Origin of the sequence: Phycicoccus sp. Soil748 (assembly GCF_001428025.1) — a bacterium.
In the GTDB taxonomy this organism is placed as follows: domain Bacteria; phylum Actinomycetota; class Actinomycetes; order Actinomycetales; family Dermatophilaceae; genus Pedococcus.
Window position 1 is genome coordinate 136,013 of record NZ_LMSC01000006.1, and the last position, 14,926, is coordinate 150,938.

Annotated in this window: 15 protein-coding genes; 9 read left to right on the forward strand and 6 right to left on the reverse strand. The window is 73.6% G+C overall.

Annotated elements, in window-relative coordinates:
- Positions 1-23: 23 nt before the first annotated feature.
- Complete coding sequence (locus tag ASG70_RS05640) at positions 24-1,652, reverse strand: M20/M25/M40 family metallo-hydrolase (protein ID WP_082590164.1); 1,629 nt, start codon at positions 1,650-1,652, stop codon at positions 24-26.
- 265 nt (positions 1,653-1,917) lie between these two features.
- Between ASG70_RS05640 and ASG70_RS05645 the strand changes: the two genes are divergently transcribed.
- Together ASG70_RS05645 and ASG70_RS05650 are read left to right on the forward strand one after the other, a co-directional pair.
- Positions 1,918-3,129: an ATP-binding protein gene (locus tag ASG70_RS05645; RefSeq protein WP_056882878.1), complete on the forward strand. Its 1,212-nt coding sequence runs from the start codon at positions 1,918-1,920 to the stop codon at positions 3,127-3,129.
- Between the two features lie 13 nt (positions 3,130-3,142).
- Positions 3,143-3,682, forward strand: a complete 540-nt coding sequence (locus ASG70_RS05650) for a GNAT family N-acetyltransferase (protein ID WP_056882879.1) — start codon at positions 3,143-3,145, stop codon at positions 3,680-3,682.
- On the opposite strand, the gene ASG70_RS05655 is transcribed toward ASG70_RS05650, so the two are convergent.
- From ASG70_RS05655 to ASG70_RS05665, 3 genes are read right to left on the reverse strand one after another with little or no spacing between them, the layout of a single operon-like run.
- Positions 3,663-3,857: a hypothetical protein gene (locus ASG70_RS05655; RefSeq protein ID WP_056882880.1), complete on the reverse strand. Its 195-nt coding sequence runs from the start codon at positions 3,855-3,857 to the stop codon at positions 3,663-3,665. The genes ASG70_RS05650 and ASG70_RS05655 overlap by 20 nt on opposite strands.
- A gap of 19 nt (positions 3,858-3,876) precedes the next feature.
- Positions 3,877-4,500, reverse strand: a complete 624-nt coding sequence (locus tag ASG70_RS05660) for a methylated-DNA--[protein]-cysteine S-methyltransferase (protein ID WP_235531364.1) — start codon at positions 4,498-4,500, stop codon at positions 3,877-3,879.
- Positions 4,497-4,985, reverse strand: coding sequence for an RNA polymerase sigma factor (locus ASG70_RS05665; RefSeq protein WP_056882882.1), 489 nt, complete (start codon positions 4,983-4,985; stop codon positions 4,497-4,499). Before ASG70_RS05665 ends, ASG70_RS05660 begins: the two co-directional genes overlap by 4 nt.
- Positions 4,986-5,072: 87 nt before the next feature.
- Here ASG70_RS05665 and ASG70_RS05670 point away from each other — a divergent pair, with 87 nt between their 5' ends.
- The 5 genes from ASG70_RS05670 (at position 5,073) to ASG70_RS05690 (ending at position 9,648) form a co-directional block, all read left to right on the forward strand.
- On the forward strand, positions 5,073-5,909 hold the full coding sequence (locus ASG70_RS05670) for a glycerophosphodiester phosphodiesterase family protein (protein ID WP_235531365.1): 837 nt from the start codon (positions 5,073-5,075) through the stop codon (positions 5,907-5,909).
- A gap of 70 nt (positions 5,910-5,979) precedes the next feature.
- Entirely contained in the window at positions 5,980-6,423 is a 444-nt protein-coding gene (locus ASG70_RS05675) for an ATP-binding protein (protein ID WP_056882883.1), read from the forward strand.
- 34 nt (positions 6,424-6,457) lie between these two features.
- Entirely contained in the window at positions 6,458-7,360 is a 903-nt protein-coding gene (locus ASG70_RS05680) for a DUF5926 family protein (RefSeq protein WP_056882884.1), read from the forward strand.
- Positions 7,361-7,381: 21 nt separating this feature from the next.
- Positions 7,382-8,128: a glycosyltransferase gene (locus ASG70_RS05685; RefSeq protein ID WP_056882885.1), complete on the forward strand. Its 747-nt coding sequence runs from the start codon at positions 7,382-7,384 to the stop codon at positions 8,126-8,128.
- Positions 8,129-8,142: 14 nt separating this feature from the next.
- Complete coding sequence (locus ASG70_RS05690; RefSeq protein ID WP_056882886.1) at positions 8,143-9,648, forward strand: DUF2029 domain-containing protein; 1,506 nt, start codon at positions 8,143-8,145, stop codon at positions 9,646-9,648.
- Here the strand turns inward: ASG70_RS05690 and ASG70_RS19605 are convergent.
- Positions 9,587-11,905: a hypothetical protein gene (locus ASG70_RS19605; RefSeq protein ID WP_235531366.1), complete on the reverse strand. Its 2,319-nt coding sequence runs from the start codon at positions 11,903-11,905 to the stop codon at positions 9,587-9,589. The genes ASG70_RS05690 and ASG70_RS19605 overlap by 62 nt on opposite strands.
- Positions 11,906-11,946: 41 nt before the next feature.
- On the opposite strand from ASG70_RS19605, the gene ASG70_RS05700 reads away from it, so the two are divergent.
- Both ASG70_RS05700 and ASG70_RS05705 read left to right on the forward strand, forming a co-directional pair.
- Positions 11,947-13,311, forward strand: a complete 1,365-nt coding sequence (locus ASG70_RS05700; RefSeq protein WP_235531367.1) for a glycosyltransferase 87 family protein — start codon at positions 11,947-11,949, stop codon at positions 13,309-13,311.
- Entirely contained in the window at positions 13,308-14,258 is a 951-nt protein-coding gene (locus ASG70_RS05705; protein WP_056882887.1) for a D-2-hydroxyacid dehydrogenase family protein, read from the forward strand. Before ASG70_RS05700 ends, ASG70_RS05705 begins: the two co-directional genes overlap by 4 nt.
- A gap of 23 nt (positions 14,259-14,281) precedes the next feature.
- Here the strand turns inward: ASG70_RS05705 and ASG70_RS05710 are convergent, their stop codons facing one another.
- Positions 14,282-14,902 carry a TMEM165/GDT1 family protein gene (locus tag ASG70_RS05710; protein WP_056882888.1) on the reverse strand — a complete coding sequence of 207 codons (621 nt, stop codon included), beginning with the start codon at positions 14,900-14,902 and terminating at the stop codon, positions 14,282-14,284.
- Positions 14,903-14,926: the final 24 nt, after the last annotated feature.

Here is a 14,926-nt window from a genome sequence, read left to right on the forward strand (position 1 = left end):
CGCGGCGCCGTACTGAACGCGCGTCAGGACCGGAACCGCGAGAACACGCGGTACATGAACTCCGTCCCCTTCTCCAGCGCCTCGACGAAGATGCGCTCGTCGTTGCCGTGCATGCCGATCAGCTGCTCGTTGCTGATGACGTACGGGTAGACGCCGTAGCCCGGGATCCCCTTCTCGCGCCACGGCCCGAGGCTGGTCCCCGCCTCGAACAGTGCAGGCGTGAACCGCGCGCCCGGGTAGGTCTGCACCGACGACTGCTGGATCGCCTTGTAGAGCGGGGTGTCGAGGTCGGCGGGCTTGCCGGCCCAGGTCTTGTCGAGGGTGTCGAGGTAGTCGACCTCCGAGACCCCTTCCGGCGCAGCGACCTTCACCTCGATGTCGCGGCCCCTGAGCCGGCGCCGGAGGTCGGCGATGAAGTCGCGCGGCTTCTGCCCGCCGGGGATCCCGCGGCAGTTGACGCGCACGTGCGCCTCCGACGGGATGACGTTCTCCTTGTAGCCCGCGTCCTCGATGACGTACGCCGACGTCGTCCGCAGCAGCGCGCTGTGCAGGTACGGGTAGTCCGACAGCTTCACGACGAGCGCCGCCGCCCGTTCGCGCGACGCCTGGCTCGGTGCCTTGAGCATGAGCCGTATGGCGCGGGCGAACCTGCGGTCGTCCGTCGCCTCCGCGAGGGCGGCGAAGTACTCGCGCGTCACCGGGGTGAGGTGCACGGGTGCGAGGTAGTCACCGATCTCGGCGACGGCTCGCGACAGGCTGACGATCGCGGAGTCGGGGATCGGCTTGGAGGAGTGCGTCGCGGTGCCGTCGGCGTAGAGGTCGAGGTTGAAGTAGACCTTGTCCTGGCGGGTGACGCTGATCAGCATCGGCGTGGTCTTGTCGGACTGGGCGATGAACCAGCCGCCCTCGGTCAGCACCATGCCGGCGTCGAGCTTGTCCCAGTGGTTCTTCGCGAGCCAGCCCGAGCCGTACTCGCCGGCCTCCTCGTCGCAGTCGGTGAGCACGATGATGTCGCGGTCGAACGTCGCGCCCTCGCCGACGTGGCGCAGCAGCGCGCTGATCGACGCCGCGTTGGCTCCCTTCATGTCCAGGGCGCCGCGACCGTAGACCTCGCCCTGCTTCACCGTCCCGGCGAACGGGTCGACGCTCCAGTTCTCCTGCTCCACCGGGACGACGTCGGAGTGCCCCAGCAGCAGCAGTGGCTTGGCAGTCGACGACGTGCCCTTGATGCGAGCGATCAGGTGGACGTTGTCGGGCTGCGGGGTCGGGATGATCTCGGCCGGCACGCCGGCGGCGTCCCAGACGCCCTTGAGCCACTCGGCGTGGGCACGGGTCCTGCCGCCCTTGCCGAAGTTCTGCGTGTCGAAGGAGATCATCTTCTGCAGCATCCCCAGCGGGTCGCCGCCGGCGGCAGCGGCGGCTCGGGCAGATGCGGGCGCCCCCGCCGGCGCTGACCCGGGAGCGGCGCTCGCCGGCGTGCTGCCGCGCAGGAAGCTGGCGCTGCCGACGCCGGCGGCGGTGAGGGCGGCGACGCCACCCACCCGTGTGACGAAGGCGCGGCGGTCGAGCCCGGTGGGCACGGGGGTGGACGAGGGGTCGGCGGTGGGCGAGGGGTCAGGCGAAGGGGTGGACGCAGGGGTCGGTGGGGTCATTGGGGGTTCCTCGATTCACAGCGGTGTGATGCGTGGACCCTCCCCACCTTCGTCCGGTATGTCGTGAATGTCCTGCCGGACCTCCTCGCCGTCGCCCAGCGGTGGAAGCGCGGGGACGAGCGGCACGGACTCGACGTCGATGCCGTCCTCTACTGATGTATCGCGTGGACAGTAGACAGCGCCATACGAGTGCATCGAGGGCGACACGATGCCCGCGTATCCGCACTTCTCGGGATATCGCTAGACGGACCCATACCCTGCGATCGTGGACCCGATCCGTAACCCCTACGCGCCCGGCGCCGGCCAGCGACCCCCCGAGCTCGCGGGGCGCGACGAGCAGCTCCAGGCGTTCGACATCGTGCTGGAGCGCATCGCTCGCGGCCGCCCCGAGCGGTCCATCGTCCTGACGGGGCTGCGCGGCGTCGGGAAGACGGTGCTGCTCAACGCCCTGCGATCTGCGGCGGTCCGCGCCCACTGGGGAACCGGCAAGCTCGAGGCGCGCCCCGACCAGGGCCTGCGCCGCCCGCTCTCCGCGGCGCTGCACGTCGCGGTCCGCGAGCTCGGCCACCCGCAGGGCGACGACGTCGACCACGTGCTCGGCGTCATCAAGGCGTTCGCCCAGCGCGACGCCGCTCCCGGCGCCAAGCTGCGCGAGAAGTGGAACCCCGGCATCGACGCCCCCGCGATCACCGGTCGCGCCGACTCCGGCGACATCGAGATCGACCTCGTCGAGCTGCTCACCGACGTGGGCGGGCTGGCCGCCGACGTCGGCAAGGGCGTCGCCGTCTTCGTCGACGAGATGCAGGACCTGTCGCCGGAGGACGTCTCCGCGGTCTGCGCCGCCTGCCACGAGATCTCGCAGTCCGGCCTGCCCGTCATCGTCGTCGGCGCCGGCCTGCCGCACCTGCCAGCAGTGCTCTCGGCGTCGAAGTCATACTCCGAGCGGCTCTTCCGCTACCAGCGCATCGACCGCCTCGACCGCACCGCCGCCGACCTGGCCCTGGTCGCGCCGGCGCAGGACGAGGGCGCGGAGTTCACGCCCGAGGCGCTCGCGGCGATGTATGCAGCCACGGCCGGGTACCCGTACTTCGTCCAGGCGTACGGCAAGGTCGCCTGGGACGTCGCGCCGCGGACGCCCATCACCGAGGACGACGTCAAGGTCGCCGCCCCGGAGGCGGAGGCGGAGCTTGCCGTCGGGTTCTTCGGCTCCAGGTTCGAGCGGGCGACGCCGGCCGAGCGCGAGTACCTGCGCGCCATGGCGGACGCCGCGGTCGCCATGGTCGAGTCGGGCGAGGAGGTCGACGAGACCGAGTCGGTGCCGACCTCGGCCGTCGCCACGCTGCTGGACCGCAAGCCGCAGTCGCTGTCACCCGCCCGCGACGCCCTGCTCAAGAAGGGCCTCATCTACTCGGGCGAGCGCGGCCGGATCGCGTTCACCGTGCCGCACTTCGGCCGCTACCTGCGCGCCACCGGCTGAGCCCACCAACCGTATGGCGCGCGCGACGGGTCCGGGGGACGGGGTCGTCCTCGAGTCCGAGCGCCTCGTGCTGGGGTCTTGGCGGCCGGGTGAGGGGGTCGTCCAGCACCAGCTGTGGAGCGAGCGCGACGACCGCGTGCCCCCGCACCGCCGCATCGACCGCGCGGGCCACCCCACGGTCCAGGAGCTCGAGGAGTCGATCCGCACCGCGCCGCCGCCGTCGTCGACCGGCCTGCTGGCCGTCGAGCGCAGGGTCGAGGGCGACGTCATCGGCTGCTGCGGACTCGTCGACAGCGGACGCGGCGCCGACGGCGAGCCCGAGCTGGCGTTCGAGCTGCTCCGCCGCGCCTGGGGGCAGGGCTATGCCACCGAGGCGTCCGAGGCGGTGATCGACTGGGCCAGGTCGTCCGGGCACCAGCGGCTGTGGGCAACGGTCTGGGACTGGAACACCGCGTCGCGCCGGGTGCTGGCCAAGCTCGGCTTCGTCGAGTCCGGTCGGATCGAGGTGGACCCGGTCCACGGCACGACGCTGTTCACGACCCGGCGGCTCTGACCTGGGGCATCGCCGCGTGGGCCACGGTCATCGCCCCACGCAGCACGAGCGTGCCGGGCTCGGGGTCCACCGCCACGCGGCCGGGTCCCCAGAGCTCCGGCAGCGTCCAGCGCCGGGCTGCCGAGAGGGCGGCGTCGACGTATCCCGGGTAGGCCAGGGTCCCTCCTGCGAGCACGAGCCGCCCGCCCTCAGGCCTAGCCGACCTCCCGGGCCTCGAGGTCGAGCAGGAAGCGCTTGGCCTCCAGCCCGCCGGCGTACCCGGTCAGCGCGCCGTTCGAGGCGACGACCCGGTGGCACGGCAGCACGACGCAGAGCGGGTTCGCGCCCAGCGCCGCGCCCACCGCGCGGGCAGCCGAGGGGCGCTCCACGAGCCGCGCCAGCTCGCCGTACGTGGCCCGGTGGCCGTACGTGACCGCGGAGGCGAGGCGTGGCAGCACGACCCGCTGGAAGTCGGAGGCGAGGGCGAGGTCGGTGGGCAGCGTGAAGGCGTGCAGCCGCCCGGCGAGGAACTCCTCGAGCTGGCGCCGCGCCTCGTCGAGCTCGCGTGGCTGGCGCAGGATCCGCGGTGAGACATTGAGGCTGAGGCGCGTCAGGACGGTCGCCTCGACGTCGGGGGAGGGGACGAACGTCGAGGCAACCAGTGCACCAGCGGCGTTGCGGGCCAACAGCATCCGGCCCACCGCGGTGTCCTCGATGACGTAGCTGACGTCCGAGGGCTCGAGGGTGGGTGGCTGGATCCCGCGCGGCTCGAACCGGCCCAGCGGGGCGAGCGTCGCAGCGGTCTCGAGCTCCTCGGGAGCAGGCGTCATACGGCTCATGGCAGGTCCTTCCGCAGGGTGGCGAGCGCGTCGCTCACCAGGCGCCGGCTCATGGCCGGCGAGCAGCCGAGGGCGGCGGCGATGGTCGGGTGGTCGAGGTCGACGACGTACTTGAGGACGACGGCCTCGCGCTGTCGCGGGGGCAGGGCGTGGACCGCCGACCACAGGGGCGCGTCGGGCAGGTCGGCATCGGCACCCGTGACCGCCGGCTCACGGGTGGCCAGTGACGCCGGGTCGTCGTGCGGCACGGCACGCCGGGCACGCCCGCGGTGGGCGTCCATGGCGCAGCGGTGGGTGATGGTGAGCAGCCAGCCGCGCAGGTTGGCGGTCGAGCGCAGCGACGGGTATGCCGCGAGCGCCTGGGTCCACGCCTGTTGCGCGACGTCGTCGCCGTCGACCGGTCCGGCGAGCGCGTGGGCGAGGCGGGCCACGTCGCGCCAGTGGGCGTCGACGAGGAGCTGGAAGGCGGGGAGCTGCACACCCATCGAACGCGGCACCCCCTCTGCGTGTGAGTCGGCGCGCCGCGCGGTGCCCCGGGCGGCCGGCGGTGTCCGATATGGAACCATGGTGCCGTGCCTGACGAAGCCGTCTCCGTGCGGCCCGGTGCCGTGCCACGACGCGGCCCGCTGGTGATCGCCCACCGCGGCTCCAGCCTCGCGGAGCCCGAGCACACCCTCAAGGCCTACCGCCGGGCCATCGAGGAGGGGGCCGACGCCCTCGAGTGCGACGTCCGGCTCACCGCCGACTCCCACCTCGTGTGCGTCCACGACCGCCGCGTCAACCGCACCTCCAACGGCCGGGGCAGCGTCTCCACGCTGGAGCTGGCCGAGCTCGAGGGCATGGACTGGGGTTCGTGGAAGCAGGCGCACGGGGAGGACCCGGAGCTCCCGGACCGCGACCGCAACCGGCTCCTCACCCTGCGCAGCCTTCTCACCACGGTGACCGCCTCGGAGCGGCCCATCGGGCTCGCCATCGAGACCAAGCACCCCACGCGGTACGCCGGCCTCGTCGAGCGGCAGCTCGCCCGGGTGCTGGCCGACTTCGACCTCGACGGGCCGCAGCGACCCGGCCACCACTGGGTGCGGGTGATGTCGTTCTCCCAGCTCGCCGTCCAGCGGATGCGCCAGCTCTGCCCCGACGTGCCGGCGGTCTACCTCATCGAGGAGTCGGTGCCGCTGCGGTTCCGCGACGGGTCGCTGCCCCGCGGCATCCACACCGTCGGGCTCGACATCCAGATCGTGCGCCGGTGGCCGGAAACCGTGGCGCGACAGCACCGTCGGGGACACGAGGTCTACGCCTGGACGGTCGACGAACCCGCCGACGTGCAGCTCTGCCTCGAGCTCGGCGTCGACGCCATCATCAGCAACCACCCGAGCGCAGTCCTCGACGCCCTGCGCACGACTCGGTAGTCTCCGTCCCAATTCTCCCGCGACGATGGGATCTGGCAACGGCATGAGAGCACCACAACCCGACCGCGCCATGCGGTCCGTGCCGTCGTCTCCCCGCAGGAGCAGTGACTCCGCCCGCACCATACGCGTGCCGTGGCGCGCCACCAGCGTCTCCAAGGTGCGTCGCACGCTGGTCGAGGACCTCGAGTCCCGTGACGTGCCGACGGTGGTCGTCGACGAGGCCGAGATCGTGGTGTCCGAGCTGGTGTCCAACGCGATCCGTCACGCCCGCGCGCTGTCCGACGGCAACCTGCGGGTCCACTGGAAGGTCAAGGCCGGCGTGGTGGAGGTCGAGGTCACCGACGGCGGCAGCGAGAGCAGCCCCCGGCCCGCCCCCCGCACCATCTGGGCGCCCTCGGGCCGGGGCCTGCGGATCGTCCGCTCGCTCGCCCACGAGTGGGGCGTCACCGAGGACCGCAACGGCACGACCGTGTGGGCGTCGCTCGGCGGCCCCTCGCGCCGCCGCAGCCACTGACTGCCGCCCGCGGCGGCCCACTAGGGTTTGCGCCATGGGTAAGGCATCGCGGCGCCGCAGGACCGGCGCAGACCAGGGCTCCACCGACACCAGGCGCACGAAGGTCGAGCCGGCTCCCTTCGTCGCGCGCCCGTTCCAGGGCCTGCCCAACGAGACGGACTGGGTCGCGATGCGCGAGATCCTCCCCGCCGCCACGGCCACCATCGCCTTCGCCGACGGCAAGGCTCCCGAGTCCTCGCCGACCGAGGTCACCGTGGCGACCGTGCTGCCGATGGCCTGGCCGGGCCTGCACCGCGCCGACGGCACCGTCTTCCTCGGCACCCAGTCCGGCTCGGTGTCGGGGGACGCCTCCCGCGACCTCGCGACCTCGCTGCTCGCGGCCGCCTCTGCGGAGCAGGGCACCCCGATCGCCTCGACGCCTGCCTCGACCGTCGAGACGCCGCGGCTGCAGGACCTGCTCGACACGACGAGGCCCTTCGAGGTCACCGTGCACGAGGGCTTCGACTTCTGGGTCGGCGACAGCGAGCTCGACGACGACGCCAAGGCGTCGCTGGAGCGGGCCAACGAGTCGGTCATCCCCACGACCAAGATGGACGCCGCGCCTTCCGCGTACTGGTGCCGCATCGGCGAGCGCACGCACATCCGCCTCGTGCTGCCCGAGGACGAGGACGTCGCCACCGACGCCCTGTCGCGCCTGCACGCCGGCGGCGAGAGCGGCCTCGGCGGCGAGACGCGCCTCCTGGGCGCCTTCCGCGCCTGCGGCCTGCTCGTCCCGGTCTGGGACCTCGACCCGGAGCTGACCGCGGCCGACTACGAGTCCGAGCTCGCCTCCTTCATGACGCGGTACGCCGCGGCGGTCGAGTCGACCGAGCCGCTCACCGCCGACGAGCGGCGCGCGAAGTCGGGCCTGCTCAGCCGCCAGGTCACCCTCCGCTGACATGACCTCCACGGAGCTCGTATGACGTCCGCGGACGGGCGCCGCGTGGGCGTCGCGGCGGTGCTCCCGGCCAAGGACGAGGCGGAGCGGATCGCCGCGACGGTGACCGCCGTGCGCGCCATACCCGGCGTGGACCTGGTCGTGGTCGTGGACGACGGCAGCTCCGACGACACCGCCGAGCTGGCGCGGGAGGCCGGCGCCGAGGTCGCCCGGCACGCCCGCAACCGCGGCAAGGCCGCCGCCATGATGACCGGTGCGGCGCACGTCGCCCGGCACGAGGCGGTCGAGCGCGGGGCCGACGCCACGCTTCCGGCGCGCCCGCTGCTGTTCGTCGACGGCGACCTCGAGGCCTCCGCCGCCAACGTCGCGGGTCTCGTGCCGCCCGTCCTCGAGGGCCGCGCCGACATGACCATCGCCACCCTGCCACCGCAGAAGACGGCCGGCGGGGGGCGTGGGTTCGTGGTCCGGCTGGCCCGGAAGGGGATCGCCGACCTCACCGGCTTCGAGGCCGTGCAGCCGCTGTCGGGGATGCGCTGCATCACGCGCGAGGCGTTCGACGCGGCGACCCCGCTGGCCCGCGGTTGGGGCGTCGAGGTCGGGCTCACCGTCGACGTGCTGCTCGCCGGGATGCGCGTCGAGGAGGTGCCCTGCGACCTGCACCACCGGGTCAGCGGGAGCGACTGGCGCGGGCAGCTGCACCGGGCCCGCCAGTACCGCGACGTGGCCCTCGCCCTGGCGCGTCGGCGCGCGCGGCGCGGCCTGCGCTGACCAGACTGCACCCCATGGGGGCCTCGGTGCGGACACGGCTGGGGACGGCCGGCACCGCCGCGTCGTTCGTCCTGCTGCTCCTCGTCGGCGTCGCCGGCCCCAACGCCGCCCGCCCGGGTCTCGGCCCGCGGGGCTGGGCCCCGGGCGACCTCGGCTGGCACCTGACCTCCGCGGTGGTCACGGGCCTGTTGTGGGCGGCATACGTCGTGGGTGCGTTCGGGGTGCTCGGCCGCTTGCGCGAGGCCGGTCGCGGACCGGGTACGGCCGTCGCTGTGGGCCGGGCGGCGGCGTTCCTGCGGGAGTGGCGGGTGCCGCTCCTGCTGGGGGTGGCGGCGCTGCTCACCGCACCGTTCGGGTCGGCCGACCACACCAACTACGCGGCGTACGGTCGCATCGCCGCGGGTGGGGGTGACCCGTACCTCACGCCGCCGGACCGGTGGGCGGCCGGTGACCCGGTGACGAGCCGGGTGGAGCCTCCGTGGACGCACACGGTGAGCATCTACGGACCGTTCGCCACGGCCCTGCAGGCGCTGACGTCGCTCGTCGGTGGCGACAACCTGCGCCAGACCGTCTGGGCCTGGCAGGTGCTCGTCGTGGTGGCCTGGCTCGCGGTGCGGCTACTCCTGCGACGGGCCGGGGCCGACCGGCAGCGGGTCGACACCCTGTGGACCCTCAACCCGCTGGTGTTCGGCATCGGCGTCCTCGGCGCGCACGTCGACCTGGTCGCCGGGGCCCTGGTGCTCGCCGCGCTCGTCGTCGCCTCACGCAGCCCTGTGGTCGCGGGGCTGGTCGGTGGGCTGGCGGTCTCGACCAAGGTCACCTGCGGCGTGGCCGGCGTCGCGCTGCTGCTCGCGTGGTGGGTGCACGAGCGGGGTTCCTTCGTGCGACGAACGGTCCAGGTCGTCGTCGCCGCCCTGCTCGTCGCGGTGCCGCTGCACGTCTGGGCGGGGCCGCACGTCTTCGACCAGCTCGACCGGGCCCGACGCTCGATCTCGCTGGCCACGCCGTGGCGGCTGCTGTTCGAGTGGCTCGCGGGCGGACCCCTGGCCGCGTCGACCGCCCGCACGGTCATCACCGCACTGTCCGTGGTCCTGGCCATCGGCCTGGTCGTCGTCCTCACCCGCCTGACCCGCGACTCCGCGGCCCTCGCCGTGACGGCGCCCGGGCAGGCACACCTCGTGACCACGGTGGCGGCGGCGCGGTGGCTGGTGGTCCTCAGCGCCGCGTACACGCTGGCGGCGCCGTACTCGCTGCCCTGGTACGACCTGCTCACCTGGGTGGCGCTGCCCCTGCTGGCTCCCGGCGTCCTCGACGTCGCGCTGCTGGTGCGGCTCGCGACGATGGGCGTCGCCTACGTGCCGGGCCGGGTGGTCGGCATGACACCCTCGGTCGAGCGGCTCACCCTCGGCGTACGCCGCCGGGTCGCCCCGTGGCTCGTCCTCGGGGTCTGGGGGTGGCTCAGCCTCGCCGCTTCGCGCGGGTGGTCGCGCCGGCGCGAGCCTCGTCCTCCAGCACCCTGACGCTGACGGCGATGATCAGCGGCACCGCGATGATGGCGCCGTTGGCAGGGATCGCCACGCCGGAGTCGTTGATGGCGAAGCCGATGGTGAGCATCACGAGCAGCGCGATGAGCCCGGGTCGCAGCGTCGGGCACGCCTCGTACGACCGCTCCAGCGCCCGGGAGCCCCACGAGGTGGGCCGGGCGAGGATGTAGATGACGAAGACCAGCGCGATGGGGACGAGCAGCGCGAGGCGGTAGTTGCCGAACAGGATCGTGATGTTCTGCTCGAGCTTGCGGACGACGATGTCCCACGCGCCGCCGGTGAACAGCGACTCGAAGAACCGCCCGAGGTGGGACTGGTCGTCGGTGGGACGCAGCGAGTCGAGGAACCCCACGAGCAGGAACAGCCCCACGGTCACCCCGGCGATGATCGCGCCGCGACGCCAGGTCACGCGGATGCCGAGGATCGCGAGCACGAGGTAGGCCAGCGCCGGCAACAGCGCGGGCGGACCACCGCCGTCGGCGCCCCAGGCCGGGGACCCGTCGACGACGACCGCAGCGAGGCCGATGACCAGCACCGCCAGGGCCGCCCGGCGCGGCTGGCCGCGCTTGACGTAGCAGCCCGACGCCGCGATGCACAGCAGGATCGCGGAGGTGGCGAAGAGCGCGAAGGTGACGTTGCCCATGCCGTAGAACCGGCCGCCCACCACGGGCTGCAGCCCCATGAGTGAGGAGATCTGCAGGCGCCCGCCCAGGATGATGTCGATGCCGAGGACGAGCAGGGTCGCCAGCGAGACGGCGGCCAGCGGCCCGGTGAGCCGGCCGCCCCACGGGCCCAGGAACGCGATGGCCGACAGGACCGCCACGAACAGCCCGACCGAGCCGACGATCGCCAGCATCGGCACGGGGAACCGCCACCACGGGACGAGGTTGGCCAGGAACGTCGCGGCCGGCACCGTCGCGGCGACGACAGCCACGCGGCGCACGATGCGCAGCAGGCGCAGCCGCAGGTCGGTGGAGCCGAAGTCGCGGCGCCACACGATCGCCGCGAACAGGTAGATCGCGATCTGGGTGTAGACGACGCCGTTGAAGAACGGCGGCACGAGCGCGTGGACCTCGTGGCTGGCCTCGTCGAAGTCGATGAGTCCCCGCAGCCGGTCGCGCGCCGCCGACTCGGAGTTGTCGTCGGCCTCGCCGCGGTAGAGCGGCGAGCCGCCGAGGCCCGAGGGGACCGGGACGGCCGCGGCGTGCAGCAGCGTCACGGTGAGGTCGGCCGCCTGGACGAGGCCCGGCTGCTTGGTCGACTTGGAGTCGAGGGTGCCCGAGCCGAAGTGCGGGCCCTTCGCCGCGACCAACCGCAGCCGCTCGCTCGACCCGGCGTCGGAGAGGCTGGCGACGACGACGTCGGAACCGCTCGGGGCCGCCTTCAGCACCTCGCTGATGCGCTTGTCGATGACGGCCGCCTGGTCGGCGCGGCTGCCCGCGCTGGAACCCGAGCCGGCGCCGGCCACCTGGGGCTCGCCCGGCGGGAGGTCCGCGGGGTCGCGCAAAGAGCCCACGTCGACGAGCGTGACGCGGCAGCGGGAGAGCTCGCCGGTGAGCTGGGAGGCGTCGTACGCGGCATACCGCGGCACCGCTCCCGAGCTGTAGGCCGCGCCGACCCCGGCTCCGGGGCCCACGGCCTGGACGCACTGCCCGTTGGACGCGAGGGTCTCGCCGAGCGTGCCGAGGTGGGAGCCGAACCGCTTGGCGTCGGCGGCCTTGACGTAGTGGTCCCACCCGGGGACGACGCCGCTGTCCACGGTGGGCACGGGCGGGCACGGGTCGGTCGTCGTGCGGTTGCCGCCCTTGCCGGTGCCGGCCGCGGCGGCCCGGTCGCCTGCCGACAGGCTGAGCCACCCGTCGATGGGGCAGGTGTTGGTGAACACCGAGCGCACCGACAGCGCCGCGGTGGAGCCGTCGCGCAGCAGCGACCACAGGGCCGGCGTGGCCTTGGCGTCGACGTCGCTCCAGGTGAGGCCGCCGGTGCCGACGAGGATCACCGGGTTGGGGCCGTCGGTGGCCGGGGCGGCCAGGGGAGCGCCCTCGACGACCGACGTGGCGGTGGATGGGGTCCGTGCCGAGGCCGAGGCCGACGTGGAGGCGGTCGACGCGGAGGCGCTCGTGCCCGGGGCGGTCGAGGACGTGGCGGCTGCGGTGCGGACGGTGGCGGGGAGGACGACAGCCGACAGGATGGCGAGCAGGCCGGCGAGACGGAGCAGGGCGCGGCGGGTCACCGGTACAGGCTACGGGTCGGCCGACGCGCAAGAATGGGCGCGTGACGACGACGACCCCGGCCACGGCGCCCCCAGGACGCCCGCCGCGACGCGTCGGCGCCGCCACCTCCCGCATCTCTGCCGCCGTCGCGCGGGCCACCCGGTGGACGGCCGCGCAGGTCAGTGGGTGGTCGAGCCGCTCGCGGTGGGCGCTCGCGGTCTTCATCGTCCTGGCCGGGGCCTCGATCCCGGTGCTGCGCTACCTCGTCTTCTGGCCGCTGGACCAGTGGCAGGTCGACGTCGAGGTCTACCGCGAGGCCGGTGTCTCGATCCTCACCGGACGTCCCATCTACTCGGCGATGACCGAGGCCCCCCAGCTGCTGCCCTTCACCTACCCGCCGTTCGCCGCGGTGATCGCGGTGCCGCTGGCGCTGCTGCCGTTCGGGGCGGTCGGGTGGCTCTGGACCGCCGCCCAGGTCGCGGCCACCACGGCCATCGTCTGGTACGCCGGGTGGCGGCTCATCCACCGCACCGGCCCGCTGGCCCCGGTCACCCTGGCCCTGCTGACCGTGCCGATGCTCTGGCTGCACCCGGTCTCCGACGGCCTGCGGTTCGGCCAGGTCAACGCCTTCATGGTCCTGGCCTGCCTCATGGACCTGCGCCGTCCGCGCCCCGGCGTGCTGCGCCGCATACCTCCGGGCGTCCTGGTCGGGCTCGCCATGTCGATCAAGCTCACCCCCGGCGTCTTCGTCGTCCACTACCTCCTGAACAAGCGGTGGAAGGAGGCCGCGACCGCGGTCGGCACCGCCGTCGCCGTCACCGTCGGGGCGTGGCTGCTGCTGCCCGAGGCGTCGTTCGCGTTCTGGGGCGGGGCGCTGCAGGACCCCACCCGGCTCGGGCCCAACGCCGGCACCTCCAACCAGAGCATCCGCGGGTTCCTCCTGCGCGTAGGGCCTGACGGGTTCGCCGGCAACGTGCTCTGGCTGGTCCTGGTCGCCGTCGTCGGGGTCGTCGGCTACGCCCTCGCGCGCCGGGCCCACCGGGCGGGTGACTCGATCAGCGAGGTCGCCGCCGTCGGCCTCATGGCGGTCCTGCTCTCGCCGGTGGCGTGGATCCACCACCTGCACTGGATGGTCGTCGTCGTCCTCGCGGTCCTCGGCGCCGACCCGTGGCGCGACCGTCGCCGGCTCGTCGCAGCGGCCGTCGTCACCGGCTTCTTCCTGTGCCGCATGCCCTGGTGGGGCATCTCGTGGCTCAGCCACCCGCACTGGCCCCAGTGGCCGGGACGGATCCTGCAGAACGCCGACACGTTCGGTTCGCTGCTCGCGCTCGGCCTGCTCTGGTGGGCGCTGCACCTGCCCGAGGCGGTACGGCGCGCGGAGGCGCCGGGTGCCGAGCCCACCGAGGTCGGGGCGGCTGAGCGGTGAGGGTCGCCGTCCTCGACGACCACCAGTCGGCGTTCGGTCAGCTCGACGCGGCCCGACGCCTCCACGGCCACGAGGTGGTCACGTTCGCCGACCCGGTCACCGGTGACGCCCTGGTGGAGCGGCTCGACGGCTTCGACGCGGTCGTCCTGCTCCAGCAGCGCACCGCCCTGCCCGCTGAGGTCGTCGCACGGCTGCGGACGGTCCGGCTCGTCAGCCAGACGGGTCGCAACACCGGACACCTCGACCTCGCCGCGCTCGCGGCCCGCCGCATCACGGTCTGCGCCGGTGGCGCAGGATCCCCGGCCGCGACGGCAGAGCTCACCTGGGGGCTCGTCCTCTCCGCGCTGCGCCACCTGCCCGCCGAGGTGGCCCGGCTGCGCGACGGGCAGTGGCAGGGCTCGGTCGGGACGTCGGTGGCCGGCCGGGTGCTGGGCGTCTACGGGTACGGCCGCATCGGCAGCAGGGTGGCTGCGATCGGCCGGGCCTTCGACATGCGGGTGGTCTGCTGGGGCCGGTCGGGTTCGCAGGACCGGGCGCGCGAGGCCGGGTACCAGGTCGCGAGCAGCCGGGAGGCGTTCTTCGCCGGGGCCGACGTGCTGTGCGTGCACCTGCCGCTCAACGGCGGGACCCGGGGCATCGTCACGGCCGCGGACCTGTCCCTGATGAAGCCGGCGGCGCTCTTCGTCAACACCTCGCGCGCGGGACTGGTGGAGCCCGGTGCCCTGGCCGCCGCCGTGGCCGCGGGCCGACCCGGTCGCGCCGCCGTCGACGTCTTCGACACCGAGCCGGTGCTCGACGCCGCCGACGCGCTGCTGGCCCTGCCCGGTGTCACCGCGACGCCGCACCTCGGCTACGTCACCTGGGACGTGCTCGAGAGCCTCTACGGCACCGCGGTCGACCAGGTGCTCGCGTTCGCCGCCGGCGACCCCGTCAACGTCGTCGGGTGACCGGTACGCACGGACGACCCGCTTCAGCGGTGGAAGACGCCGATGATCTCGAGCGCCGTCACCAGCGCGAGCAGCAGGCAGACCGTGCCGCCGACGCGACGGATGGTCGCGAGCTTCACGCGTGAGAGCAGGACCCGGCCGAGGATGGTCGCGAGCCCGGAGATCACGACCAGCGCGAGGAACGCGCCGAGGAACACCGACAGCGGCTCGTGGTAGCGCAGCACCAGGGTCGCGGTGAGGATCTGCGACAGGTCGCCCCACTCGGCGAGGAACAGCACCCCGAACGACACCCCGATGGCCTTGAGCCCTACGGCCGTGGCAGCGCCCTTGTGGGAGAACTCCTCCTCCGCCTCGGCCTCCTCCTCGTCGGCCTTGGACGCCCCGCGCAGCAGCAGCACGCCGCCGACGAGGAACATCACCGCCGCGAAGATCTCGACCGGGCGCTTCGGCAGCTGGGCGAGGAGTCCACCCACCGAGACCGCCACGAGCGTCTGCACGAGGAACGCCAGCGACACCCCGATCCACACGAACAGCGGCCGGAACCGCGTGGCGAGCACGAGGGTGGCGATGAAGGTCTTGTCCGGGAGCTCCACGAGGAAGATCGCGCCGAAGACGATGGCGACGGTGAGCAGGCTGAGTTCCATAGGGCGTCGACTGTATCGGCGCGC

Coding starts and splice junctions, on each gene's coding strand:
- ASG70_RS05640 (WP_082590164.1), bottom strand. CDS start 1,652: ATGACCCCACCGACCCCTGCGTCCACCCCTTCGCCTGACCCCTCGCCC.
- ASG70_RS05710 (WP_056882888.1), bottom strand. CDS start 14,902: ATGGAACTCAGCCTGCTCACCGTCGCCATCGTCTTCGGCGCGATCTTC.
- ASG70_RS05650 (WP_056882879.1), top strand. CDS start 3,143: ATGGCGCGCGCGACGGGTCCGGGGGACGGGGTCGTCCTCGAGTCCGAG.
- ASG70_RS05690 (WP_056882886.1), top strand. CDS start 8,143: ATGGGGGCCTCGGTGCGGACACGGCTGGGGACGGCCGGCACCGCCGCG.
- ASG70_RS05685 (WP_056882885.1), top strand. CDS start 7,382: ATGACGTCCGCGGACGGGCGCCGCGTGGGCGTCGCGGCGGTGCTCCCG.
- ASG70_RS05675 (WP_056882883.1), top strand. CDS start 5,980: ATGCGGTCCGTGCCGTCGTCTCCCCGCAGGAGCAGTGACTCCGCCCGC.
- ASG70_RS05660 (WP_235531364.1), bottom strand. CDS start 4,500: ATGAGCCGTATGACGCCTGCTCCCGAGGAGCTCGAGACCGCTGCGACG.
- ASG70_RS05680 (WP_056882884.1), top strand. CDS start 6,458: ATGGGTAAGGCATCGCGGCGCCGCAGGACCGGCGCAGACCAGGGCTCC.
- ASG70_RS05665 (WP_056882882.1), bottom strand. CDS start 4,985: ATGGGTGTGCAGCTCCCCGCCTTCCAGCTCCTCGTCGACGCCCACTGG.